The sequence below is a fragment of the Corallococcus sp. AB049A genome (assembly GCF_003668885.1).
Classification (GTDB): domain Bacteria; phylum Myxococcota; class Myxococcia; order Myxococcales; family Myxococcaceae; genus Corallococcus; species Corallococcus interemptor.
Map to the genome: position 1 here is coordinate 1 of NZ_RAWL01000712.1, position 2,328 is coordinate 2,328.

The 2,328-nt window shown below is 71.2% G+C and carries 1 protein-coding gene; it reads left to right on the top strand.

What is annotated here, in order from left to right; translation table 11 throughout:
- Positions 1-267: 267 nt before the first annotated feature.
- The coding region (locus D7X55_RS38575; protein ID WP_121725638.1) for a serine/threonine protein kinase at positions 268-2,328 on the top strand (2,061 nt) is incomplete at its 3' end.

The window sequence follows — 2,328 nt, forward strand, 5'->3', positions numbered from 1 at the left end:
ATGCCCACGAGCGCCCCCACGCGCCGTGCCCACCTGCCTGCCTGACGCGCTCGCGGCCCCATGGCACGCACGGTACCGGCGCCCCATCCGCTGTCTGTCCGTCCCAGAGGCCGCCCTCCGGTGTCGGACAGTTCGCGCGCCCGCTTCTGGAAACCCTGTCCTCGCCCGGACGGAGGCGCATCCTCGTAAACCCTGGCATCCGGTCAGAAACGGGGTCCCGGGCCTTTCCCGCCGGTGGCTGCACCGGTGTAGAGTCGGACCCCTTCCATGGCTGGGACGACGCTGACGCTCACTCCGGACGGGTTCCGCGGCCGGGTGTTGGGCAAGTACGAGGTGCTCTGCCGCCTGTCGACAGGCGGGATGGCGGAGATTTTCCTCGCGGCCCAGAGGGGCCTGGCCGGCTTCCGCAAGATCGTGGTGCTGAAGCAGATCCTCCCCGACATCCGCGGCGAGGAGGAGTTCGTCCGGATGTTCCTGGACGAGGCCAAGGTCACGGCCGCGTTCAACCACCCGCACATCGCCCACGTGTACGACCTGGACGTGGCGGACGGTGAGCTGTTCCTCGCCATGGAGTTCGTCCCGGGCGCCACGCTGGTGGAGGTGGCCCGCGCGTGCCGCTCCGCCCACGAGCCCATCCCCATGGGCCTGAGCCTGATGGCCGTGCGCGACACGGCCGTGGCGCTCAACTACGCGCACAGCTTCACCGACCCGCTGGGCCGGCCCTCGCCTGTCGTCCACCGCGACATCGCCGAGAAGAACATCATGGTGACGTACGAGGGCGTCACCAAGCTGCTCGACTTCGGCATCGCCAAGAGCCTGGCGCGCGCGGGCCGCACGCAGGTGGGCATGGTGAAGGGCACCAGCGGCTACATGTCCCCGGAACAGATCATGGGTGACCCGCTGGACGCCCGCAGCGACCTGTTCAGCCTGGGCGTGGTGCTGCACGAATGCCTCACCGGCATGCGTCTGTTCTACGCGAAGAGCGCCGAGGCCATGATGAACGCCGTGTTGAGCGGCGACGTGACTCCGCCCTCGCGCGTGAACAAGGAGGTGCCGCCGGAGCTGGACGCCATCGTCCTCAAGGCGCTCGCCAGGCGGCGCGAGGACCGCTACGGCACCACGCTGGAGTTCGCGCGCGCCATCGAGCGCGCCGTGGGTCCTCGCATCTGGCACCCGGAGCAGAGCAGCGAATTGATGCTGCGGCTGTTCGCCGAGCGCCGCGACCAGACCCGCCTGCTGCTCATTGGCGCGCAGTCGAACGGGGATGGCACCTCCAGCGAGACGCAGGTCGCGCAGGTGATTGCTCGCGGTGGGGACATGCCGGATCCGGTCACGGCTCCGCTCACGCCGCCGCCTCCTCGTGCTCCCGCGGCTCCCGCCAAGGCACCTGCTCCGGCGAAGGCGTCACCGGCTCCCACTTCGGGAGCGGGTGGACGCCGCAACACGACGGAGGAGCTGGCGGTCCGCAAGCCCCCGGCGCCGCCGTCGTCCCGCCGGGTGTCGCCTCCCACGGAGACGCTCCGGCCGCCTCCGCCCACGAACGGGATGGCCGCGCAGCCGGATGACTCCGAACCGGGCGTGCGCACCCAGCCGGCCCTGCCGCCGGTGATGCTGGATTCGTCACTGCGCATCACGGCGTCCCAGGTCACCACGTCTCCCGGCTACGTCGAGGGAGAGACCATCCTCACGCCGCTGTCGCGCGTGGGTGCGCAGCCTCCCGAGGAATCGAAGGCGCGGCCTCCGGCCTTCGTGCCTCCGCCCGATGAGCCCCGCGCCCGGGGTGGACGTGAGCCCGAGGAAGGCCGTGCCCGGTCCGCCCGGGAGGGCTCCGAGGATCCGCGTCCGCGCGCTGGACGTGAGGCCTCGGAGGAATCGCGTCCCCGTCCTCCGCGCGAGGCCGTCAACGTGCCTCCCGAGGAGGCTCGGCCCAAACCGCCGCGTGAGGCTTTCAGCGCATCCGAGGATTCCCGTCCCCGTCCTCCTCGCGAGGCCGCGCATGGGTCCGAGGAGGCTCGTGCGCGTTCCGCCCGGGACGCCGCGCATGGGGCTGCAGATGACGCCCGTGCACGGTCGGGCCGCGATGCCTCGAACAACGGCTCGGAAGACTCGCGTCCCCGGCCTCCTCGCGACGCTTCGAACACCGGTTCGGAAGATTCGCGTCCCCGTCCTTCACGGTCCTCCACGCAGGACAGCCTCCGCGTCACGCAGCCGCATCAGGCCCCACAGGCCCTGATGAGCGACCACGAGACGGCCATCTCCCGCGTGCCGTCGCTGCCTCCCGAAGAGGCCCCGGAGAAGACGCCCGCGGTGCGCCGCTCGCCTTCGTCG